The 17,376-nt window shown below is 56.7% G+C and carries 19 protein-coding genes; 17 read left to right on the forward strand and 2 right to left on the reverse strand.

Annotated features, from left to right (window positions below; all coding sequences use genetic code 11):
- Genes JK213_RS12195 through JK213_RS15930 form a run of 5 tightly spaced genes read left to right on the forward strand, consistent with a single transcriptional unit; the run spans position 1 to position 3,121 of the window.
- On the forward strand, positions 1-1,026 hold the full coding sequence (locus tag JK213_RS12195; RefSeq protein WP_211571673.1) for a DNA cytosine methyltransferase: 1,026 nt from the start codon (positions 1-3) through the stop codon (positions 1,024-1,026).
- 14 nt (positions 1,027-1,040) lie between these two features.
- A complete protein-coding gene (locus JK213_RS12200; RefSeq protein ID WP_211571678.1) occupies positions 1,041-1,310 on the forward strand; it encodes a DUF2312 domain-containing protein in 270 nt (89 codons plus the stop codon).
- On the forward strand, positions 1,255-1,671 hold the full coding sequence (locus JK213_RS12205; RefSeq protein ID WP_211571680.1) for a VRR-NUC domain-containing protein: 417 nt from the start codon (positions 1,255-1,257) through the stop codon (positions 1,669-1,671). The genes JK213_RS12200 and JK213_RS12205 overlap by 56 nt, the downstream gene beginning before the upstream one ends.
- The gene (locus JK213_RS12210; RefSeq protein WP_211571682.1) at positions 1,668-2,501 is read left to right on the forward strand and encodes a hypothetical protein; all 834 of its coding nucleotides are present in this window, start codon (positions 1,668-1,670) and stop codon (positions 2,499-2,501) included. The genes JK213_RS12205 and JK213_RS12210 overlap by 4 nt, the downstream gene beginning before the upstream one ends.
- Positions 2,502-2,503: 2 nt before the next feature.
- Entirely contained in the window at positions 2,504-3,121 is a 618-nt protein-coding gene (locus tag JK213_RS15930) for a hypothetical protein (protein WP_249200616.1), read from the forward strand.
- Positions 3,122-3,444: 323 nt separating this feature from the next.
- Here the strand turns inward: JK213_RS15930 and JK213_RS12220 are convergent, their stop codons facing one another.
- Positions 3,445-3,699 carry a hypothetical protein gene (locus JK213_RS12220; RefSeq protein WP_211571684.1) on the reverse strand — a complete coding sequence of 85 codons (255 nt, stop codon included), beginning with the start codon at positions 3,697-3,699 and terminating at the stop codon, positions 3,445-3,447.
- Between the two features lie 97 nt (positions 3,700-3,796).
- A complete protein-coding gene (locus JK213_RS12225; protein WP_211571685.1) occupies positions 3,797-4,840 on the reverse strand; it encodes a phage regulatory protein/antirepressor Ant in 1,044 nt (347 codons plus the stop codon).
- Positions 4,841-5,087: 247 nt separating this feature from the next.
- Between JK213_RS12225 and JK213_RS15935 the strand changes: the two genes are divergently transcribed.
- The 12 genes from JK213_RS15935 (at position 5,088) to JK213_RS12285 (ending at position 17,375) form a co-directional block, all read left to right on the forward strand.
- Entirely contained in the window at positions 5,088-5,216 is a 129-nt protein-coding gene (locus JK213_RS15935; protein WP_283091840.1) for a ribbon-helix-helix protein, CopG family, read from the forward strand.
- A gap of 395 nt (positions 5,217-5,611) precedes the next feature.
- Positions 5,612-6,367 (forward strand): toll/interleukin-1 receptor domain-containing protein, encoded by a 756-nt coding sequence (locus JK213_RS12235; RefSeq protein WP_211571688.1) that lies wholly within the window; start codon positions 5,612-5,614, stop codon positions 6,365-6,367.
- 81 nt (positions 6,368-6,448) lie between these two features.
- Positions 6,449-6,775 (forward strand): DUF5681 domain-containing protein, encoded by a 327-nt coding sequence (locus tag JK213_RS12240; protein ID WP_211571690.1) that lies wholly within the window; start codon positions 6,449-6,451, stop codon positions 6,773-6,775.
- Positions 6,768-8,045: a PBSX family phage terminase large subunit gene (locus tag JK213_RS12245; protein WP_211571691.1), complete on the forward strand. Its 1,278-nt coding sequence runs from the start codon at positions 6,768-6,770 to the stop codon at positions 8,043-8,045. The genes JK213_RS12240 and JK213_RS12245 overlap by 8 nt, the downstream gene beginning before the upstream one ends.
- A 61-nt stretch (positions 8,046-8,106) precedes the next feature.
- A complete protein-coding gene (locus JK213_RS12250) occupies positions 8,107-10,347 on the forward strand; it encodes a portal protein (protein ID WP_211571694.1) in 2,241 nt (746 codons plus the stop codon).
- On the forward strand, positions 10,344-11,186 hold the full coding sequence (locus JK213_RS12255) for a hypothetical protein (RefSeq protein WP_211571695.1): 843 nt from the start codon (positions 10,344-10,346) through the stop codon (positions 11,184-11,186). Before JK213_RS12250 ends, JK213_RS12255 begins: the two co-directional genes overlap by 4 nt.
- Before the next feature lie 157 nt (positions 11,187-11,343).
- Positions 11,344-12,621 (forward strand): P22 phage major capsid protein family protein, encoded by a 1,278-nt coding sequence (locus JK213_RS12260; RefSeq protein WP_211571696.1) that lies wholly within the window; start codon positions 11,344-11,346, stop codon positions 12,619-12,621.
- A complete protein-coding gene (locus tag JK213_RS12265) occupies positions 12,621-12,806 on the forward strand; it encodes a hypothetical protein (RefSeq protein WP_211571697.1) in 186 nt (61 codons plus the stop codon). Before JK213_RS12260 ends, JK213_RS12265 begins: the two co-directional genes overlap by 1 nt.
- Positions 12,790-13,635, forward strand: a complete 846-nt coding sequence (locus JK213_RS12270; RefSeq protein ID WP_211571700.1) for a hypothetical protein — start codon at positions 12,790-12,792, stop codon at positions 13,633-13,635. The genes JK213_RS12265 and JK213_RS12270 overlap by 17 nt, the downstream gene beginning before the upstream one ends.
- A complete protein-coding gene (locus JK213_RS12275) occupies positions 13,632-15,557 on the forward strand; it encodes a right-handed parallel beta-helix repeat-containing protein (RefSeq protein ID WP_211571704.1) in 1,926 nt (641 codons plus the stop codon). Before JK213_RS12270 ends, JK213_RS12275 begins: the two co-directional genes overlap by 4 nt.
- Before the next feature lies 1 nt (position 15,558).
- On the forward strand, positions 15,559-16,998 hold the full coding sequence (locus tag JK213_RS12280) for a hypothetical protein (RefSeq protein ID WP_211571706.1): 1,440 nt from the start codon (positions 15,559-15,561) through the stop codon (positions 16,996-16,998).
- Positions 16,995-17,375: a hypothetical protein gene (locus JK213_RS12285; RefSeq protein ID WP_211571707.1), complete on the forward strand. Its 381-nt coding sequence runs from the start codon at positions 16,995-16,997 to the stop codon at positions 17,373-17,375. Before JK213_RS12280 ends, JK213_RS12285 begins: the two co-directional genes overlap by 4 nt.
- The last annotated feature ends 1 nt before the right edge of the window (position 17,376 follow it).

Below are 17,376 nucleotides of genomic sequence, written 5' to 3' on the forward strand. Positions count from 1 at the left end.
ATGCGAACCTATTACAACGAATGGGATGCACCCACGGCCGCATGGCTCCAAGAGCTTGGCGCTGGACGTCATCTGCTCCCCGGGCACATCGATACCCGGTCAATTCGAGATGTTCATCCCGATGACGTCGCCGGATACGACCAGTGTCATTTCTTCGCCGGGATTGGTGGATGGCCGCTCGCACTCCGATGGGCCGGTCTTGAGAACGTGCCTGGTATCTGGACCGGCTCACCTCCCTGTCAGCCATTCTCTGTTGCGGGTAAAGGCCTCGCCCAATCCGACGAGCGGCACCTTGCGCCCGTCTGGCTCGATCTCATCCGTGAGTGCAAACCTGTCCTCTTGTTTGGCGAACAGGTTGCGGACGCGATTGGGAAAGGATGGCTCGACGATCTATTCGATGCGCTGGAGCGAGAAGGTTACGCCTGCGGAGCGGCCGTATTGCCAGCTTGTAGCGTCGGCGCGCCGCACATCCGTAAGCGATTGTTCTTCGGAGCAGTCAGGGTGGAACACGCCCACCTGCAACGTGTTCAACCAACCAGAAACAGCGCGCGGGCTTCGCACCCTGGCTGGACAAAGCAAGCTGTCTGGCTGGCCGACGACTACAAAAACGGATGCAAGCCGAGGCGAGAAATACAACCCCTTCGCTGCGAACATGACGCTGAACATGGCGGTGCAGAGAGCAGGCTGGCCGACACCGACCGCTCACGATTGGAAGGGATCAGGCCCGACGTTGATCCGCAAGGACGGCACGGATCGGACCTTCGATCGATGCGACTACCTGGTGACCTTCGGGATCAACCTAGACCAGCCCCTCCGCATAACGGCGGCTGGGAGAGTGCTGATTGGCTCGGATGCAGGGACGGCAAGTTCCGGCCAGTTGAACCCGGCACACAGCCGCTGGCTCATGGGCTACCCGCCCGAGTGGGACGATTGCGCGGTTACGGCAATGCCATCGTCCCGCAAGTCGCAGCGGCCTTCATCACGGAATTCCTCGGTGCATATGCCGAAATGCAAGAAAATCTCTGAACGGGACATCGAACATGTCTGACATGACCGGCCATAATTCTGACGCCGCCGTGGGCGGTATCGCTGCCGATCGCCTACGCTCCATCATCGAGCGGGTTGAGCGATTGGAAGAGGAGCGCAAAGCCCTCTCCGGCGACATCAAGGACATCTTCTCCGAGGCCAAATCTGCCGGGTTTGACGTGAAAGTCATCAAGCAGATCATCCGTATCCGGAAGCAGGAACCTGCCGATGTGGAAGAGCAGGAAACGCTGCTCGACGTTTACCGCCGTGCTTTGGGGATGTGACGCCATGAGCAACGAAGAGGATAGGCTCCATACCCACATCTGGCGCGCCCTGCAGATCCTTCTGCCGGAGGACGTTGTGGCCTGGAGTAATGAGAACCGGCGCAACGGACAGCGCGAAGGTGCACGACGCAAGGCGCGCGGCTGCATCGCGGGTGTGCCGGACATGCAGTTCACGCACGCAGGCCGCACGCTCTACGTCGAGATCAAGACGCCTACGGGCACCGTATCGAAAGAGCAGCGAGCGCTGCACAAGCGCCTCAAGTCCACGGGCGCACCTGTCGCTGTGTGCCGGTGCCTGGATGACGTGATCGGCTTCCTGTCCCGCGAGGGCATTTCTTTGCGTGGGGAGGTGCTGGCATGAGCGCACGCAGATGGGCAAAATTCTGGTGGCAGGACTGGCAACGCGATCCGGCGCTGCGAATGTGCTCGCTCGCAGCACGCGGCGCTTGGATCGAGATGCTTTGCCTGATGGCAGACGCTGATCCGGTCGGACACCTACTGGTCAATGGACGTTCGCCAAATATGCGGCAGCTTTCAGCCGTGCTGGGATGCTCCGAACGTGAGGCCACAAAGCTGGTGGCTGAACTCGAAGAAAACGGAGTTTTCAGCCGTACAGATGCCGGAACAATCTTCAGCCGCCGCATGGTCAGGGATAAGGCCATCAGTGATGAAGCCGCCGCCAACGGTAAGAAAGGGGGTAATCCCAACATTACCGGAAAGGCAAAGCGCAAGGTTAAGGGTGAAGACGCAGAGGGGTTAACCCCCTCCCTTAAGGCAAACGCAACCCCTCCCCTTAAACACCAAGAAACAGAAGCAGAAGCAGATACAGAAAGAAAGAACTCACTGCGTGAGTTAGAAAGCGCGCCTGCCGACGCGCCGCCCGCCCCCGCACCGAAATCGGAAAAGTCGAAACGCGCTTCCCGCCTCCCTGCCGGCTGGCAGCCATCGCTGGAGATGGCCGAGTTTGCCCGATCAAACGGCGTCGATCCTGAGCGAACAGCCGCAGTTTTCCGCGATTATTGGCTCGGAGTTCCCGATCCCAAAGGCCGCAAAACTGACTGGAACGCGACGTGGCGGAACTGGGTTCGGCGTGAGGATGGAATGCGGATTCCGGCCGCTCCGAGCAAGGCGCAGCAACGGGCTGACAACGCGGAAGCGTGGAAATCCGGCGTGATGCTGGAGGGGTACTGACCATGGCAGACATCGCAAAAATCCACCGTGGGGCCATCGCCAAGACTGCGGCCTACGTCCCGGTAAGCGGCGACCTCAGGGCCCTGATCTCGGCAAAGCGCGAAGGGTATCTCTGGCGGTCCGACCTGACGCCCGATCGCCTTGCAGCGGTCCGTCAGCAGCTTGCCAGGGCCGAAGCCGCCGCGAACCCGCCTCCGTTCGAGGGGATCAAGACCTGGCTGGCCAAGCTCGCAACGCTGGTGTCGAACGCCCCTGTCCCGTCTGGCGAAATCTGCGCGGTTTTCGCGGAGGTTTGCTCGGACATTCCGGACGGCGCCTGGACGCCAGAAACCCGGATCGCATGGACCCGGCAGGCAGACCGCAACGGCTATCCCGTCGGATCACGCTGGCCTGCACCGGGCGAGCTGTATGCGCATCTCCGCCCCTATGCCGAGCAGATCCGGTCCGAGGTCACTGGCCTGCGGGAAATACTCGCCATGGCGGAACAGCCGCATGAGCCGGAGCGCAAGCGGCCTGATGCGCAGGAGATGGCTCGGGCTGGTGCGCTGGCCGACGCCGTGATCCGGGAATTGCAGGCAGCAACGGGCGAAGGACTGGAATCAGGTCCGATATTGTTCTGAGGCGTGCAAAGGCGCTCCAAAGTCATAAAATCTGTTGATTTCAAACTCTACGGACGATCTTGCGCTCTTACAAAAAACAGAAAATTTGGGAAAGCTTCATGCGCCTCATTCTTGCATCGCTAACCGTGGTAATTCTCGCAGGATGCACCTGCAATTCACACAAGCCGCAGCACCATGAAACGGCGGCCTGCATGAACTACCGGGCTATGATGACCGCGCCTATGCCGCCAGACGCTATGCAGCGGCTTCAGGAGAAGTGTGCGGCGTCACGTGGTAGATGAGTTTCCGAGGCCAGGGTGGATGTGCAGCGGATAGCCTCGCTTTCACCCTACTTTCTCTACTTTTACCTCGTAGTCAGCCAGTGGAAGTTTCTCAGCTTCGCCGGTGACAGGTAGTGTTTCATATGCACTCTGAATCAAATAATTGCGTGTATGTCGCAATATATTATCATCCACAGCCGGAATTTGCTTTTTTCCATACATGGCAATGTCATCTAGCCAAATTGTATTATTCATTTCTTCGTCGTTTGCTTTGAAAGTGACGCGGTAATTACCCGGAGCGAGAATTTCTTCATTCATGAATGACAATTCCTTCAAATTTCAATTAGCGCAAATGAGCCTATAATTTTCGTAGAAAATATCTACAAAAAAATGCCCCGAAGGGCGGTTAAGGTATTCATGCCGGGATAATGCTTCGCTTGATTGCGGTATGAGGAAAAAGCCCCAGAAACCGCTCTTTTCGTTTCTGAGCGTAGGGTGTTTTCGGTGTGTAATCATTGATCTCGTACCACATGTCTGCGTCTTCCTGAGACTGCGGGGCACCTGACCATCGCATGGCTTCCCAGCGATCCATGGCCGTCATCAGGATCATGTCTGTGGTGATGAACGGGGCCTTGGTTTGGGCGCGCTCCTGCTGACGTTCAGTCGTGTCGAGCGGCACGTATTCCATGACTTCGGAACCCCGCGCCACCGTGGAGCGGGTCTCCATCTGCATCAGGTTCGGATCAATCTTCGCGCCCGGCACGATCTGGGCCAGCTTTGCCAGACCTTTCGGCAGGACCTTTACCGTATCGCGGGTCTTTTCCTCGCCGTTCGGATCTGTGTAGGTGCCGATCTTGTGCCAGAGATACCCGGCGTCGATCTTGGCCTGATAGGCCAGCCAGTTCTTCGCGTTGTTCCGACGATAGATCCACTGCGACGTCGCCATGAACGCGATCAGCGCCTTGGGCTTCACTTGCAGGATCTTCGCCGCTTCCGTCAGGCCGTATGAGCCGTCTGCCGTGCTGATCCGGTCCAGGGCGGCTACCTTGGGCGCTGCTTCTGCCAACTCCCGCTGCCGGATCGCAACTGTGTTGAGGAGGATGTCGTTCTTCTCGGACAACTCAGCCGCGAGACGGAGTGCCTCGGTCATGGTTTTCGGGACGGCGATCTGAGAGGTAGCGGTTTCTAGTTCCATCAGGCGGTCAATCACCTTGAGGCGCAGATCGGCCCTATAGCCGGTGATCAGGTTCATGGTCAGGTTTTTGGGGAGGGCATATTCTTCGTATTGCTGCCCGTTCTGGGGGTCTGCCCAAGTTTGGGCATACCCCTTTTCGTCCAAATTCAGATCCGAAAGCATCTTCCGAATATCGCGCAGGACGTGGCGATGCGGTTTTCCCGTCAGTTCCGCGATCTCGCGGGAGGACATCGTAACGGCGATATTGGCGAGAGACGCGCTCATGCTTCGTCTCCCTTCACCATGATCGGCATGATCGACACGGAAAACTTCCGGTCGAACAGAAGACGAAAAGTCGCAATTGTGGTATGAATGGCCTTAGCCATGGCCGGGAGCCTCCGGTTGGTGGTTAGGGCCGGTTGGAAGGTGGTGCTTCCCTCCGGCCTGTTTTTACGTTAGACGTAAAAGCATGAATACGTCAACAAAAAACGTAATACGTAAAAAGGGGCGGCCGCCGACGGGAACCGACCCGATGTTGGCTGGCCGAGTTCCTGCCGAAATGATCAAGGCTGTGGCTGAGTGGGCGGCTGCGAAAGGCGTCAGTCGCTCTGAAGCTATTCGCCGCTTGATCCAGAAAGGGTTAGAGACAATGGAAGGCTAGAGGTTCGGCTCAGGCGGAAGTCTGAATGGTTCTTCGATTTTCCTGTCAATTTTTTCGACGCGACTTTGTAGGTCGAGAATGCTTTCGTGTATGTTCTCTAGCGCGCTCCCATTTGTCTGATCATAGAATATTTTTCGCATGTTCGTATCTATATTGGATATTTCGGCCTGAACCCTCAATAAGGCTTTTTCAATTCTACTTCCCGCATAATAAACGGCGTAGATCAGAACGCACAAAGCACCGAATATCCATTCAGGCGTGATCTGAGGCATATTATATTCCCTTTTGTTTGGCGGGAATTATTCGACCAGGAAACTTGATTCGACAATTGAGATTCTTTGCGGTCACGGTATACGTTTTTTTACATAATTTTATTGCCGTATGGGATATTTCAAATGAAGGTATTTTTAAGCTGGTCTGGAAAAAAAAGCCACGAGGTAGCAAAATTACTACAAGAATGGATAGCTTGCGTCATACAGTCAAGCGATCCGTGGCTATCCTCAAACAATATAGATGCCGGCTCTGTCTGGTTTAGCGAAATTCAAACCCAACTGGCTGATACATCGATAGGAATAATATGCCTTACAAATGAAAATAAAGATAAACCTTGGATATTATTCGAAGCCGGAGCTCTCGCTAAAGGAATATCCAATAACAAGGTTGTTGTTTTGTTGTGCGATTTATCTTCTTCGGATATCCAGCCGCCATTATCTCAATTTAATTGTATAACTCCAGATCAACAAGGAATGAAAAGACTTTTTCAAGCCATTAATAGTCATTCTCCGTCAGAGTTTTTGAAGCCAACTGTTTTAGACGCGACATTCGAAGTTTTTTGGGAAAAATTCAAAGATAGGCTAGCGAAATCTATATCTATAAATCAAAAATCAACACAATCACCTGTAAGATCTGACTCTGACATACTTAAGGAAATACTTGCATCAACTCGCGGATTATCTCACAGAATGAATTTATTAGAAGAAAATATGATTAGTGGAAATTACAAAGATGAATCCACAGCTCATATCAAAGCCAAAAAAAATGCAGAAACTCCTTACAAAAAAAATATGACGGCGAAGGAAATAGTAGAATGGGTCAGCAACATGAGCAGCATAGATGAAGACGTGATTTGGAAAAAACATGTAGATGAATAGTCGATCTACGATTTGCCATTCAGCGGTATCCTGTTACCGGTTTTGCTTGTACCAAACCCAGCCTGATGATAGGCTGGACCTATGAACAAACCCCCTGCCAACAGCGGTAAGCAGCGGAAGAAAATGCCTGTTGGTCGGCCGTTTCAGAAAGGCCAGAGCGGCAATCCTTCGGGCCTTCCAAAAGACATTCGCGAGGTGATCGCCCTCGCCCGTTCGCACACAGTCACGGCCATTACGGCGCTTGCGGAAATTGCTGGCAGTCCGGCCTCTCCGGAAAGTGCGCGCGTCTCTGCCGCCAATGCTCTGCTCGACCGCGCTTGGGGTAAGGCGAAAGAGACTGTCGAGATCAGTGGACAGGATGGCGCCCCGCTCGGCCTCGTCGTGACCGTGGTTCGACCGAGTGAGTGAGGTCCAGTTCCCTGAGAGCCTCGCCTTCCTGTTCGAGTCTGCGCGTTACAAGGTCGCGTATGGCGGTCGAGGATCGGGCAAGTCTTGGGGCATGGCTCTTGCTCTGCTGATCCAAGGTGCTGAGAAGCCGATCCGCGTTCTGTGCGCGCGTGAGTTTCAGAAGTCCATCTCTGACTCTGTTCACTCGCTGCTGGCTGACCATATTGCGCGTAATCCCGCCCTGGCGAGCTTCTACACGGTCCAGAACACGACGATCATCGGGCGCAACGGGACGGAGTTCATCTTCGCGGGTCTGCGGCACAACATCGCATCGATCAAATCTATCGAAGGCATTGATCGTTGCTGGATCGAGGAAGCGCAGACGATCACCAAAGGCAGCCTCGATATTCTCATTCCGACGATCCGTAAGGAAGGCTCTGAGATCTGGCTTGGCTTCAATCCCGAGCTTGCTGAGGATGAAGTCTATCGTCGGTTCGTTCTGAACCCTCCGCGCAATGCGATTGTTCGGAAGGTGAACTGGGATCAGAACCCGTTCTTCCCTGCCGTGTTGCGCGAAGAAATGGAGCAGCTCAAGGCCGCGGATTACGACGCATGGCTGAACGTCTGGCAGGGCAATCCCAAGCAGGTTCTTGAGGGCGCGATCTATGCCAGCGAGATCAGACAGGCCACGGACGAGCAGCGCATTTGCCGCGTGGAATATGACCCTTCTGCGCCTGTCTTCACAGCTTGGGATCTGGGTTGGTCTGACATGACCAGCATCTGGTTCTGGCAGAAGATCGGCTTCGATATTCGGGTGATCGACTTCTATCAGAACCGAATGGAAGGCCTCGACCATTACGTCAGCGTGCTGGAGCGGCGCGGCTACAAGTACGAGCGGCATTTCCTTCCGCATGATGCTAATCAAGGCCAGCTCTCGGCGGCCGGAAAAACGATTGCGGCCCAACTACGTGCGCGTTCGATGCCGATCACGGTTCTGCCTCAGCTTCCTATATCGGCAGGAATAAGCGCGGCTCGTACCTTGTTTCCTCGCGTGTGGTTTGATGAGCAAGCCACAGCGGACGGAATGAACGCCCTGCGACGGTACCGCTACGATGTGGACCAGCAGACGGGGCAGTTCAGCAAGAAGCCGCTGCACGATGATGCCTCACATGGAGCCGACGCATTCCGGCAGTTGGCTGTGGCGATCAATGACCCGAAACCACGAGCAGAACGCAAACCGATCGCGCGTCCATCGTTCATAGGGAATTCTGGCGGATGGATGGGAATGTAATCGTCTCAGCCTATTGAATTTGGTTGTACTGACGGAATCTCATGTGGTATTTGAATACCTCATGAGCGCACGCCTCCAAGAAACAGATGACGTCCTCCACGAAGTACAGGAGCGGTTTGAAGCAGCTCGTGATTTCGAGGCGCAGTGGCGTAAGCGTGCGCTTGAGGATCTGCGGTTCTTCCATGCGGATGCCTATAATCATGCGCAATGGGACAGCGCAGTCTATCAGGCGCGTTCCGGCACGTTTGGCGGCTCCCCTCGCCCATGTCTGACGATCAACAAAGTTCAGCAGCACGTCTTCCAGATCGAGAACGACGCGCGGCAGTCGCAAATGGGCATGAAGGTCAATGCGACCGGCTTTGGCTCGACCGAAAAAGCGGCCGACGTGATCGAAGGCATTATTCGGCATATCGAGTACCAGTCGAATGCTCAGCAGAATGCCTATAACTGCGCCATTCAAGGGCAGGTTCGCCAAGGCATGGGCTGGGTCCATGTCGTCACAGACTACGTGCGTGGGCAAGACAGCTTCGACCAGGACTTCTTCATCAAGTCCGTGCCTGACCCACGCTCAGTCTATTCAGATCCAAACACGCAAGAGCCCGATCATTCGGACATGCAGTGGGCGATGATTGTGGAAGAAATGCCGCGCGCTGAGTTTGAGCGGCTTTATCCCGGGCATGAGGACGTCAAGGGCGCACCGCTGTCTATCGCGACGGACAGTGATGATCGGACGGATGCGACCGAGCGCGATATTGTGCGGGTGTTTCGCTACTACCGAAGAAGCGAAGAGAAAGACACGCTCTGGGCCTGTCCGATCCCGCAGCCGGATGGCTCCGTCGTCACGCAGCCGATGCGCGAGAGCGAGATGCCGCCTGAGATGGTGGACATGTGCCGGGTGATGAAGGCGCAGTCACGTTCCATCACGCGTCCGCAGGTTGAGTTCTTCTTGATCGCAGGGAATGAGGTCATTTCTTCCGGCCTGACCGTGTTCCAGCATATTCCGTTGGTGCCGTTCGTCGGCGTCGAAAGCGTGATCGATGGCCGCCTAGACCGCTGTGGCTTGGTCCGTTCCCTCATCGATCCACAGCGCATGTTCAATTACAGCGCGTCGGCGTTCGTGGAGAGCATCGCCACACAGACGAAATCGCCCTGGCTGGTCGATGAGCGGTCTATTGAGGGATACGAGAACCAATGGGCCAACGCGAACACGTCCAATCAGGCGTGGTTGCCGTATCGCTCCATAGATCCAGACACATCAGAAGCATTGCAGGCCCCGCAACGGCTTGACCCGCCAACCGGCAGCACGGGCCACATGCAGGCCATGCAGAACGCCGATCTGCAAATGCAGATGGTCACGGGTCAGTATCAGGCCGAGATGGGCGCGCCGGGGAATGAGAAATCCGGCAAGGCAATCAATGAGCGCCAGCGCCAGTCCGATACTGCGAACTATCATTACACCGACAATCAGGGCATGGCACTCCGTCTCTTGGGCCGCATCCTGATTGCCGCCATTCCGCTCGTGTACGACACGGCCCGCGCCGTTCAGGTGCTCGGCATGGATGGCACGCAGTCCAGTGCCATTGTGGACCCTCAGGCCGCACAGGCTGCGCAGGTTGTCCTGCCCCCCGGACCCGATGGTCAGCCCGCACAGCCGCAGCAGAACCTGACGTTCGAGCAGCAGCTTGCGCAGGAAGGCGCGATCCTCGCGGTCAATCCGACGATCGGGCGCTATGATGTCGAGGCAGACGTTGGACCAGCCTTCGCCACACGCCGCCAGGATACGTTCAATAGCCTGATGCAGGTCCTGCAAGCCAATCCCGCCATCATGGCGCAGATCGGTGATCTGTTCTTCAAGGCCGCTGACTTCCCGCTTGCTGACGAGATTGCCGACCGGCTCAAGCCTGCGTCGGATGATCCGCGCCTTGGACAGGCGGAGCAGACGATCCAGCAGCTAAAGGCGCAGTTGCAGCAGGTCGGGCAGCAGTTGAAAGACAAGCAGGCGGATCTCGCGTTGCGCGCTGACAAACAGCGCCACGATCAGGTCATTGACCTCATGGACGCGCATTCCGACCGCGACAAGGCAGAGACGGATCGCATGGCCGCTCTTGGTTCCATCGCGCCGGATGAGCTTCGCCCCGTGCTGGCGGCTCTCGTCCGGGAGGTCCTTCAGGAGCAGGGCTATCACGGTCCCGCAGCACAGCCGGACGCGGCGCCAGAAGACCTGCGCCGCCTTCCCTCCACCAATCCCCCGGGCGGCCCTATCCACGCCCCCAATCCAGTGACAGGAGCCGTTGACGCATGAGCGAAACCCTAGAAGCCCCCATTGTCGAGACGCCAGAAGCCCCGACCGACCGTTTTGCGGGCGTGGATTTCGGCAGCGAGACGAAGACCGACGCGCCACCCCTGCCCGCGGAGCTGCCAGGGGGTGAACAGTCGAAGCCTGAGCCGGAAGAAAAAGCCGAGCCTCAAGAGCCGACCTGGTACGTCAAGCGCATCGGCAGCGTCACGGCTAAGCGTAAAGAGGCCGAGGAACGCGCATCCCGCGCCGAGCAGGAGCTTGCAGAATACAAGCGCGCCCTAGCCGCTTCGCGTAGTGAGGTGGAGCCGGAACCCGAGCTGACGCCGGACCAGATCCGTCAGCAGGAGCGCGAGAACTTTGCGCGCCAGCAGGCACAACAGGCTGAGGCGCAGGACTTTGGATCAGCTACGCAGCGCGTGGCGCAATCCCTCACTGCATTGCATGGTGTAGAGGCGATCCAAACGGCTACGCAGTCGCTCGTGGCGCGTGCTGGTCTCGATTTTGCTAACAAGTCACACCAGCAGATTATTCGCGACATATCGGAGTTGCCGAACAGTGGCGCGGTGTATTATGCTCTCGCCAACGATCCAGATGCGGCAAGCGAACTACTCGAAGCTCCCGAGCGCAAGCAGTTCGCCATGCTCCAGAGGTTTGCTGACAAGGTGCCCGCAAAGGAACAGGAACAGGCTGCACAACCTGCTCCTCGGACCGCACCGGCCATCTCGAAAGCTCCACCTCCTGTCGCCGCAACGTCTGGCTCTGGACGGACGACCTCAAGCCGCTCGATTTATGATGGCGATCTCAGCATGGAAGACTACATCAAGCTGAGATCCAAGAAGTAAGCCGAAGGGCTCTAAGCTGGCGTTTCCCGGTGTCGCATAACCGGGCGCTGACTGGCGCGATAGCCACGGGCGGTTTCCGGTCGTAACCGGCACACGTTCTGGCAATGCCGAGAGCGGGTCATGAGGCGCAAGAGCGCCATGTGTGAGAGCCCTATCCGTGGCAAACAATCTGATCAACAACAGCATGATCACGCGCGAAGCGCTCATGCTCCGCCGTAACACCAACGATTTCATTCAGAACGTCTCGCGCGAATATCAGGATCAGTTCGCGCAGCGTGGCGCCAAGATCGGCGACACGATCAACGTCCGCCTGCCGAACGATTATGTCGTTCAGGACGGCCCGACCGTGAACCCGGAAGCGACCGCTGAGCGCTCAATTCCGCTGACGATCAACTTCCGCAAGAACGTCCCGATGTCCTTCTCCACGCAGGAGCGGACCTTGAACATGGACGATTTCTCGGGCCGCTACATCGCGCCTGCGGTGAACGCTCTCGTCGGTCAGGTCGCATCTGACGCCATGACGCTCGCTCTTCAGGCGTCGAACATGGTGGTCAACACCGACGACAACGGCAATCTGATCGCGCCCTCCTCGCAGACGTGGCTTCAGGCCAAAGCAATCCTGACGGCATGCAACGCGCCGCTTGATGACCGCTTCGCCGTTCTGGACCCGATGACGGACGCCAACACGGTTGCGGGCATGATGGGCATGTTCAACCCTGGCAACACTGTCTCCCGCCAGACGACTGACGGCCAGATGGGCTCGAAAATCCTTGGTGTCCGTGAGTGGATGCAGGATCAGACCGTCACGATCAGCCAGACCGGATCGTATGACGGAAAGGCCACGGCGACGGGCACATACGGTAACTACACACCGAATGGCGCGCCCGTTACGACGATCTCGTCCAGCGCCTCTCCGCATTCGTCTGTTCTGACTGTCTCTGCCATCAACGGCACGCTCAAGGCGGGCGACATCATCACGATTGCCGGTGTGAACCGCATCAATCGCATCAATAAGAAAAGCCTGCATATTCCGCAGCAGTTCGTTGTTCTGGCTGATTGCGCGTCGGGTGCAACGTCGATCCCGCTCTCTCCGGCGATCATCCCGCCCGGTGCGAATGGTCCGGTCCCGTATCAGACCGTTGACGCAGCTCCTGCTGCTGATGCGGCCATTACGCTCGTGGCCCCGGCAAACTCCATCATTCGCCGCAACATGCTCTACAGCAAGCGGGCTATGACGCTCGCGACTGTTGATCTGGAAATGGTGGACCGTGGTGTTGTGGACTGCGGCCGCGCATCGCTCGACGGCATTAGCCTGCGTACGCTGACGTACTACAACGGCTCGGATGATACCCGCGCAACGCGTCTCGACGTGCTGTACGGTATCGGAATGCTGCGCCCTGACTGGGCCGTCATCGTGCCTGAGCTGGTCGGCTAATGAAGCACTACCCGCGTACTCTCGTCGCTCCGAACGGCTACACAACAGTGACTGTCCAGAACGAGGAACAGGAGGCGCGGGTTCGTGCCCGTTTTGCGGGGCGGCCCGACCCAGACGGTAAGGACGCGCCGCCCAAGCCCATCATGAGACGTAAGGGGCGTACTCCCAATGTCCGGAAGCCTTAACGGAACACCTGGAGCTTCAGGCTACCTCGTTTCCGATCTTATCAGCATGGCCCTTCGTCAGATTGGGATTGGCGCAATGGGCACGACGGCCAGCGCCCCCGATCTCAGTGACGGTGTCATGCATCTGAACATGATGTTGGCCCAGTGGCAGCGGAAACGCTGGCTGGTACCCAACCTCATCGATCGGGCGTTCATGTCGACTGGCAAAAGCATCTATTATGTTGGGCCCGGTGGCGATCTCGATATTCCGGTACGGCCAGACAAGATCGAAGCGGCTTATGCGCGCTTGCTGAATGGCGCCCCACAATCCGTAAGTGGGCAGTTTAGTCAATCAGACTTCGACGGAGATTTTCTCGTTTCTGAAGACGGTCTGAATGCAGGCGTCCAGCCCATCGATTACGGCTTAGAAATCATCCAGTCCTACGAGGATTATGCTGGTCTCGGCCTCAAGGCACTTAGATCATGGCCCAACTACGCCTATTATAATCCCGCGTTTCCAATGGGTGAGTTCAGACCCTGGCCTATTTCTGCGCCAGATATTTGGGAATTCCATATCGTCTTCAAGTGCCCTTTGCCTTCGAGCCTTGCGATCACGGACGCCCTTAATCTGCCCCCTGAGTATTGGGACGCAATTATGTGGACTCTCGCGGCGAGAATGGCCCCGGCTTATGGACAGGAAGCCAGCCCGACAGTCGTAGCGAATGCCAAAGCTGCACTCACCACGATCAGGGCATCAAGCACTCAAGTACCGACGCTCGGGATGCCCTCAATCTTCACTCCAATCAACAATCCATTTTATTGGCCCGGTCTGGAGATCCAGAGACTATGACACTCCCCGCTCTGGAGAAGATTGTATCTCTTCCGTCGCTAAAATCCTTCCTGAACGTTCTGCTGCAAAATGCTCCCGATGGGGTATTGTCTGCTCCCGGAGTGGCGTTTGCAAATGACCAATCATCTGGTTTGTGCCGAAACGAAGATGGCTCGATTTCCATAGTCAGCCAGGGCAAGTCGTCGCTTCAGATCAATGCCGACGGCAGCTTGAGCGCGCTTGTCCCGTCTCTGGGGCTGAACGTCACGCTGGCCGGCAAGATGAAGCAGCTTGTCATGGTGACAGACTTCGGTGTTGTGCATGACCCAAACGGAGAGAACGTCACCGCAAATTCGATTGCCTATCTCAACGCCATCACCATGACCAGCGGACAGGCACGGCTTCATCATCCCCAGAATATCACTGCCGTGCTGAACCCCATGATCTTCAAGGTTCCGATCCACCTTGAGCTGGCGGGGACAATCATGTTGGCGCGAGATACGAATGCCTCCATCATCGAGCTTCAATCCAGTAACATTGTGATTGATGGCCTTGGGACTGGTATTCTTGATGGCAATCGTACCGGACAGGTTGGCGGTGTAGGCACTGCTCTGGCAGGTATAACGGCAAACTGCACAACTACCAGCGCCGCAATGCCCTTGCCTCCTGCCGACCCCATTGCGATCAGCAGTATCCGCATCCGAAATTTGAAAATCAAAAGCGTCTTCAACTGGCCGATCAGTCTGGGGTTTATTTCTGACTGCCGGGTGGAGGGCTGCACGTTCCATGACAGCATGTCATCTCCACAGTTTATTTTCAGCGTAGACAACTGCTGGTTTAATCACAACCACGTCTACGATATCACAGACGGTGGCTTTGTTTTTTATCAGGGCAATCGTCACTGCGGAGCGACCGGAAACATTATCCATGACTGTCATGACGGTATTGGCGTGTACTGCGACAACGACCAGATGTCGGCAGATATGTTCGTCACTATCCAAGGCAATATTGTCTACAATAACCGGGACAGTGGGATCGGCCTCACGACTGGCGGAAGCAATCCCGTATTGCTCCAGCAGCGGGTCATTGTGGCTGGAAATATTCTTGCCAACAACAATACGGGTGGCCGTAGCGGGGGTGGTTCCATTGGCATTGTTGGCGCTCAGGGCGTATTGATCGATGGAAATATGATCTTTGGCGACGGGTCTAACGGCACCGGAACAGACCCGTCTTATTCAATTTTCGTAGATGGTGTTTCGTCGTTTGTGACGATCCAGAACAACATCATTGGCGATTGTGGAAGTGCCAGCGCGTTGGGTGTTGGCATCTGGCTTGCATCTCCCAACAACTGTTCAGTCATTAATAACGGCTTCTACTGCACCCAAGGTGCCAGTGGCGTCATGAAGGCGGGTATCGGTGGCGGCTTTGGGGCTGCTGGTATCTATCGTGACAACTACACGATGGGCGCAATCAACGGCTATCTGGACCAGGTCAATAAGCCTGTCGATCTGCTGATGCAGCAACGTCAGAGTAATGGGTCTCTGGCTATTTCCAATGGCATCGAGGTCACATCGGGCGACCTGATTGTAGATCAAGGCCGCATTGCCTTTTCGAATTTTTATGCCGCCACGGCTCAGGGAGCGAACCAGTCTGGAGCGCAAGCCTTTAACCAGCAAATGGTCATCGTCACTGTAGGCGCTTCCGGTGCTGGCGTTATACCGGATATCGACATCCCAAATGGCGCACCGGTTCTGATTTTCAATCGAACTGGCAACAGCATCAAGATTTATCCCAACACAAATGGACAGATCGAAGGACTTGGCGAGAACAACCCGCTTTCTCTGGCAAACACACAGTGCCTGATGATGTTCAAACAGCCATCTACGACATACACGGGTGGCCAGTGGTGGACGACGCTCATGCCAGCGGGAACAGGCAGCTGATATGGCACGGATCAACCTCGGGGGTGGCTCATATCTAGCGGCCAGTGCCTCAGTCTCGGCACAGCGTTGCCTGAACCTGTACGCAGAGCCATTACCGCAGGTGCAAGAAGAGCCGATCCAGTTTGCCTATTACCCGACACCCGGTATCCGCCCGGTCTATCGCGACACCACGCCTGCCCCTGTTCGTTGTCTCTATACGACCAGTCAGGGCGATCTGGTGGCCGTGATTGGCGGCAACGTCGTGCGCGTCAACGCGGGCGGGTCTGCAACTTTTATCGGCAACATCGATGACGGCGTGACACAGGTCCGCATGATCGATAATGGGCTGACGCTGTTCATCGTGGATGGAACCGAGCGCGGGGGGTGGTACTGCTCCATGCCGCCCGGCCCCGGTGAGGCGTTTGGATTTCTAACCAAGATCAGTGACACAGCTTTTTATGGCAGCGTGACGATTGGCGTGCTGGACCAGTTCTTCCTGTTCGTTCAGCCTCGGTCCCGGCACTGGTACACATCGCCGTCTGACTTTACGGATGAGGCCACGACACCCTTCGATAGCCTCTATATCGCCAGCAAGACGAGTTACCCTGATCAGATCGTCGGGCTTGCCGTGGTGGCGCAGTCCATCTGGATCTTTGGAAGGCAAACGACAGAAGTCTGGTACAATTCCGGCGCGTCTGACTTCCCGTTCCAGCGCAATCCGTCCGTGGTTGGCCTGCACGGGTGCCTGTCTGCGGCTTCCATCGCTCACACGTTCGGGGCTGTCTACTGGCTCGGCCGCGATACGGCTGGTCAGGCGCGGGTCTTCGAAGGGCAGGCGAACACAGCCGAGGCCGTCAGTTCGTTTCCGATTACCCAGGCGCTGCAAACCTATGGCGATCTGTCAGACGCGATCGGACACACCTATCAGCAGGGCGGTCATCGGTTCTACGTCCTGACGCTGCCCCGCGTCGGCAAGACATGGGTGTTCGATGCGGACACGCGCCTGTGGCACGAGCGGTGTGGTCTGGATGCAGACGGAAACGAAACGCGCATCCGGGCCAACTGCTGGGCTGGAGCTTATGGCCGGGTCTATTGCGGCGACTGGAAGAACGGCACGATCTATGAGGTCTCGCCCAACTATCTGGATGACGCTGGAACGCCAATCAAACGGCAGCGTGCCTTCCCTCACCTCCTGACGGCTGGCACGCGCGGTATCCATCGTCAGTTCATGCTCGACATGCAGAACGGATCGGGTGCCACGGTCGATGTGGACTGGTCGGATGACCGGGGCGCGACGTTCTGCACTCCGCAGCCTCTCCCTTTGGGCACAAGCGGTAATGTCTGGCCGAGTATCTGGCGCTTGGGGATGGCGCGTGATCGCGTCTATCGCATCACCTGGACCGGTCCGGCTCAGACGGCACTCATGGGCGCGTTCATCAACGTGGATCCGGTGAAGACATGAACGGCACGACAAAGGCAGCCAATTACCAGATCGGATTTCCTCAAGGCCCCATGTCGGTCAACGGAACGATGACGGCAGAGTGGCAGCGGTTTTTCCTTTGGATGTTCAATCGCACGGGTTCTTCCCAAGGCATCGATGGGGCATTCGTAGCGGGACAGTCCGGCCAGAACGCATCTGATATCGCAGCCCTGACCCTGCTGGCCAAGGAAGCCCTGCAGGACGCACAGCTTGCGCTTGCCGACGCCGCAGCCATCCGCGCCGAGGCCAGAAAAGCGTTGGAAACTGCGGAAGATTTGGCTATCATCCGCGTTACGACGTGCAATGCACGAGACGGGTCATTCCTGAATGAAAGCATGGTCCTTCCGACCATGATCTGAC

Source organism: Gluconobacter sp. Dm-44 (genome assembly GCF_018256175.1).
Taxonomy (GTDB): Bacteria; Pseudomonadota; Alphaproteobacteria; order Acetobacterales; family Acetobacteraceae; genus Gluconobacter; species Gluconobacter cadivus.

What these genes read in the sequence shown, in the direction of transcription:
- JK213_RS12195 (WP_211571673.1), top strand. Translation starts at nt 1, where the DNA reads ATGCGAACCTATTACAACGAATGGGATGCACCCACGGCCGCATGGCTC.
- JK213_RS12200 (WP_211571678.1), top strand. Translation starts at nt 1,041, where the DNA reads ATGTCTGACATGACCGGCCATAATTCTGACGCCGCCGTGGGCGGTATC.
- JK213_RS12205 (WP_211571680.1), top strand. Translation starts at nt 1,255, where the DNA reads ATGTGGAAGAGCAGGAAACGCTGCTCGACGTTTACCGCCGTGCTTTGG.
- JK213_RS12210 (WP_211571682.1), top strand. Translation starts at nt 1,668, where the DNA reads ATGAGCGCACGCAGATGGGCAAAATTCTGGTGGCAGGACTGGCAACGC.
- JK213_RS15930 (WP_249200616.1), top strand. Translation starts at nt 2,504, where the DNA reads ATGGCAGACATCGCAAAAATCCACCGTGGGGCCATCGCCAAGACTGCG.
- JK213_RS12220 (WP_211571684.1), bottom strand. Translation starts at nt 3,699, where the DNA reads ATGAATGAAGAAATTCTCGCTCCGGGTAATTACCGCGTCACTTTCAAA.
- JK213_RS12225 (WP_211571685.1), bottom strand. Translation starts at nt 4,840, where the DNA reads ATGAGCGCGTCTCTCGCCAATATCGCCGTTACGATGTCCTCCCGCGAG.
- JK213_RS15935 (WP_283091840.1), top strand. Translation starts at nt 5,088, where the DNA reads ATGTTGGCTGGCCGAGTTCCTGCCGAAATGATCAAGGCTGTGGCTGAG.
- JK213_RS12235 (WP_211571688.1), top strand. Translation starts at nt 5,612, where the DNA reads ATGAAGGTATTTTTAAGCTGGTCTGGAAAAAAAAGCCACGAGGTAGCA.
- JK213_RS12240 (WP_211571690.1), top strand. Translation starts at nt 6,449, where the DNA reads ATGAACAAACCCCCTGCCAACAGCGGTAAGCAGCGGAAGAAAATGCCT.
- JK213_RS12250 (WP_211571694.1), top strand. Translation starts at nt 8,107, where the DNA reads ATGAGCGCACGCCTCCAAGAAACAGATGACGTCCTCCACGAAGTACAG.
- JK213_RS12255 (WP_211571695.1), top strand. Translation starts at nt 10,344, where the DNA reads ATGAGCGAAACCCTAGAAGCCCCCATTGTCGAGACGCCAGAAGCCCCG.
- JK213_RS12265 (WP_211571697.1), top strand. Translation starts at nt 12,621, where the DNA reads ATGAAGCACTACCCGCGTACTCTCGTCGCTCCGAACGGCTACACAACA.
- JK213_RS12270 (WP_211571700.1), top strand. Translation starts at nt 12,790, where the DNA reads ATGTCCGGAAGCCTTAACGGAACACCTGGAGCTTCAGGCTACCTCGTT.
- JK213_RS12275 (WP_211571704.1), top strand. Translation starts at nt 13,632, where the DNA reads ATGACACTCCCCGCTCTGGAGAAGATTGTATCTCTTCCGTCGCTAAAA.
- JK213_RS12280 (WP_211571706.1), top strand. Translation starts at nt 15,559, where the DNA reads ATGGCACGGATCAACCTCGGGGGTGGCTCATATCTAGCGGCCAGTGCC.
- JK213_RS12285 (WP_211571707.1), top strand. Translation starts at nt 16,995, where the DNA reads ATGAACGGCACGACAAAGGCAGCCAATTACCAGATCGGATTTCCTCAA.